At 62.4% G+C, this 3,421-nt stretch carries 1 protein-coding gene and 4 pseudogenes; 3 read left to right on the top strand and 2 right to left on the bottom strand.

What is annotated here, in order from left to right; genetic code table 11:
- Window positions 1–120 (top strand): annotated as a pseudogene (locus D3227_RS39865) (IS5/IS1182 family transposase); the annotation flags it as partial.
- A 118-nt stretch (window positions 121–238) separates the two neighbouring features.
- On the top strand, window positions 239–1,276 hold the full coding sequence (locus tag D3227_RS39860; protein ID WP_120019414.1) for an IS110 family RNA-guided transposase: 1,038 nt from the start codon (window positions 239–241) through the stop codon (window positions 1,274–1,276).
- Between the two features lie 294 nt (window positions 1,277–1,570).
- On the opposite strand, the pseudogene D3227_RS43610 reads toward D3227_RS39860, so the two are convergent.
- A pseudogene (locus tag D3227_RS43610) lies at window positions 1,571–2,039 on the bottom strand (transposase); the annotation flags it as partial.
- 11 nt (window positions 2,040–2,050) lie between these two features.
- A pseudogene (locus D3227_RS39845) lies at window positions 2,051–2,222 on the bottom strand (IS630 family transposase); the annotation flags it as partial.
- A 78-nt stretch (window positions 2,223–2,300) separates the two neighbouring features.
- Between D3227_RS39845 and D3227_RS39840 the strand changes: the two are divergent.
- A pseudogene (locus D3227_RS39840) lies at window positions 2,301–3,299 on the top strand (IS110 family RNA-guided transposase); the annotation flags it as partial.
- Window positions 3,300–3,421 lie beyond the last annotated feature (122 nt).

The following is a 3,421-nucleotide window of genomic DNA, read 5'->3' as shown; positions in this document are numbered from 1 at the left end:
GGCTGGATGACAAGATGGCGCCGCCTCGTGCGCGACTACGAGAAGCGCATCGACGTCTCTCACGCCATGATCCTTGTCGCTATGGGCGGCAATCTCATCCGCAGAAACGCTCATCCCTGAATTTCAATACAGATGGGGTGATTGGGGTCTCGACCGAGCCAGATGATGGCGGCTGCTCCTGTCGAAATGTGAAAACGTGGTCGATGTGAGTCGCCACAAACATTTGGAAGGAGCAGCCATGAAGTACTTTGCCGGACTGGACGTGTCTTTGGAAGAGACCTCTATTTGCATTGTCGACGAGACTGGCCGGATCGTGAAGGAGGCGAGAGCGTTGAGCGATCCGCAGGCATTGTGTGACGCGCTGAAGGGGACCGGCTTGCCGCTTGAGCGGATCGGCCTGGAAGCGTGCTCGCTGACGGCCTGGCTTCACGATGGACTGCACGCCGAAGGCTTGCCGGCGACCTGCATCGAGACGCGGCAGGCCAACGCGGCGATGAAGACGATGCCCAACAAGACCGACCGCAATGACGCCCGCGCGCTGGCGCAGATCATGCGCACTGGCTGGTATCGGCAGGTGCATGTCAAGAGCAGGCAGTGCCGGCTGTGGCGTTCGCTGCTGGTTGCCCGCCGCACGGTGCTGAACGAGATGCGTTCGATCGAGAACGTTGTGCGGGCGATCCTGCGCGAGGCCGGCGTCAAGCTGGGCCTGCCGTCGCGCAGCGCGTTTGCCGGCCGCGTGCGTGAGTTGACGGGCGCTGACGCCGAGGTGATGGCGATGGTCGAGCCGCTGCTTGCAATCCTCGGTGTCATGTTGAGAGAGTTCGCCCGCCTGACGAAGCAGGTTCTCGACATCGTCCGCAATGAAGAAGTCTGCCGGCGGCTGAAGAGCGCGCCGGGCGTCGGGCCGATCACCGCGCTCGCCTTCCGCGCCACGATCGACCGGCCTGAGCGGTTCGGCTCGTCGCAGGCGGTGGGGGCGCATCTGGGACTGACGCCGGCACGCTACCAGTCCGGCGAAACCGACATCCAGGGAAAGGTCAGCCGCTGCGGCGACGAACTTGCACGCACCGCGCTTTATGAGGCGGCCCACACACTGCTGGTGCGATCGAAGAAGTGGTCGAGCCTCAGAGCATGGGGCATGAACATCGCCAGGCGGCGCGGCATGGCACGAGCCCGGGTCGCGGTCGCCCGCAAACTGGCCGTCATTCTGCATCGCATGTGGGCCGACGCGACCGAGTTCCGCTTTGGAAAGGAGCCTGTTCACCTGGCCGCGTGAACTGAGACAGATCGAGGAGCAAGCAACACGAACAAAGCCTTCGCCCGAAAGGGCGATGCCCGGATCGTTCCCTGGGGACGATGGGCGAGGCGATCTCGTTGAGAGTCCCGAACCTGCCGGCCCAAGCGCGGCAAGGTCGTGAAACAGATTGAGACGCCTCGCTCTCCTGACCCCATCATGCGGCGGCCCAAGCGCCGACCGCGAAGAGAAGCGAGTGACCCACGGAACGGTCCAGAAAAAAGTGCAGGAGCATCTTGACCAAAACGACCCCAATCAGAGAGGACTCTAAGTCATCCAAGCCGAGCGGCTCTCGTGATTTGCCATCCTATCCACGGCCAGGATCTGGCACCTTGCCTCCCAGTCGATGCCGACCGCGATCCACACCGCCTGGCTCATGACCGTGCTGCCCTGCGTACCTTCTCGTAGCGGGCGTCGGGATGAATTGGGCAAACTACTCTTGAAGCTGGCGCTGGGAGGGCCTTCAGTCTTTGGTCCAGGCGCTTGCTGATGGCCGAAATCGACGAAGCTGAGAAGGCGTGGCCGCACAGCTCTCCCGTGATCGCCTTCACCTTGCGGGTCGACACCCTTGCACTTACCCTTCCGCAATAATGGGCGCCAAGGGGCGCGCCCCGAACGCTAGTAACGCTCGAACTATTCCGGGGAGAAGCGCCCCTAAACGGTCCCGCGAAACCCGCAGCTTCAGCTTGCCTACCTGGCTGATAAGGGTGCTCGCAAAGTAACCCGAGCGGTAGCCGAGCCGCTCGACGTCCGCTAATTGTCGAGGATCATATGGATTGCCTTGGGCGCCGGCACCTCGGGCTCGATGCGATTGAGGAAGCGGATGAACTCCTGATGGCGGGGCGCTGCATGTTCTGCGCGATGACCGTGCCGTCCAGCAGGTTGAGGCAGCGAAGAGTGTCGTTGTGCCATTGCGCTTGTAGTCGTGTTGGTGTGGACGGCCCCCAGCACGGCATCGATGTGCCAGAATGAGGTAGTTGAAGATCTCAAGCAAAGGAGACCGTCCGTGGAACAGATTATTCGAATTGGCATGGATACGTCAAAGCACGTGTTCCAGCTCCATGGTGTGAACGCGGCTGAAGACCCGGTTCTGCGCAAGAAGCTTCGGCGCAAGGAGATGGTAGCGTTCTTCGAGAAAGCGCCGCCGACGGTGATTGCGATCGAGGCGTGCGGCGGATCGCACCATTGGGCGCGACTACTGCAGTCGTTCGGCCACGAGGTGAAACTGATTCCGCCGCAGTTCGTCAAGCCATACGTCAAGTGAGGCAAGAACGATGCGGCTGATGCCGAAGCGCTGTGCGAGGCGATGAGCCGGCCCACGATGCGCTTCGTACCGGTGAAGACAGCCGCCCACCAGACTGCGCTGATGCTGGCCGGTATGCGCGAGCGACTGATCCGCAATCGCACGCAACTCGCCAGTTCGATCCGCGGTTATGCGGCCGAGTTCGGGCTGACTGCCGCTAAGGGAATATGCATGATCGAGCGCATCGCGGCCGATGAGACGCTGCCGGAGCTGGCGCGGGAGCTGTTCGCGCTCCACGGCGCGGAGTATGCGCAGTTGCAAGCGCGGCTGGAAGAGGTCGACGCCAAGCTGATGGCCTGGCATCGGGCCGATGAATGCAGCCGCCGTCTGGCGCAAATCCCCGGCGTCGGTCCGATCGGCGCATCGCTTCTGATGATGAAGACGCCAACGCCCATCAGGCCGGCACTTTGCCGCCTGGATCGGCCCTGACCCCGAAAGATCACTCCACAGCCGGCAAGGTCCGGCTCGGCGTGATTACACGCGCCGGCGACGAAGCCTTGAGAAGTGGTGGCCGGCGCCACCGCTCTCCTGCGACGAGTCCGCGACGGACCGGGCAGGAATTCCTCGCCCTGGCTCCTCGATCTCCTCAAGCGCAAGCCGCCGAAGCTCGTCGCCGTGGCGTTGGCGAACAAAATCGCGCGCATCGCCTGGAAGATGATGGTGACCGGCGAAGCGTACCGAACCAATGTTGTGCCGCCTAGTGGATTGATCGGAACAGAAGAGTCCTTTTTGGGATTCCCCGGATCGCTTCGGCATGCGACATTGCGAGATGCGCACTGGTATCAGCATCGACATCACGGCTTCGGACAGAATTCGGCTTGAAG

This window comes from Mesorhizobium waimense (assembly GCF_003601975.1).
Lineage (GTDB): Bacteria > Pseudomonadota > Alphaproteobacteria > Rhizobiales > Rhizobiaceae > Mesorhizobium > Mesorhizobium waimense.
This window is presented reverse-complemented; position numbering and strand designations above follow the sequence as displayed.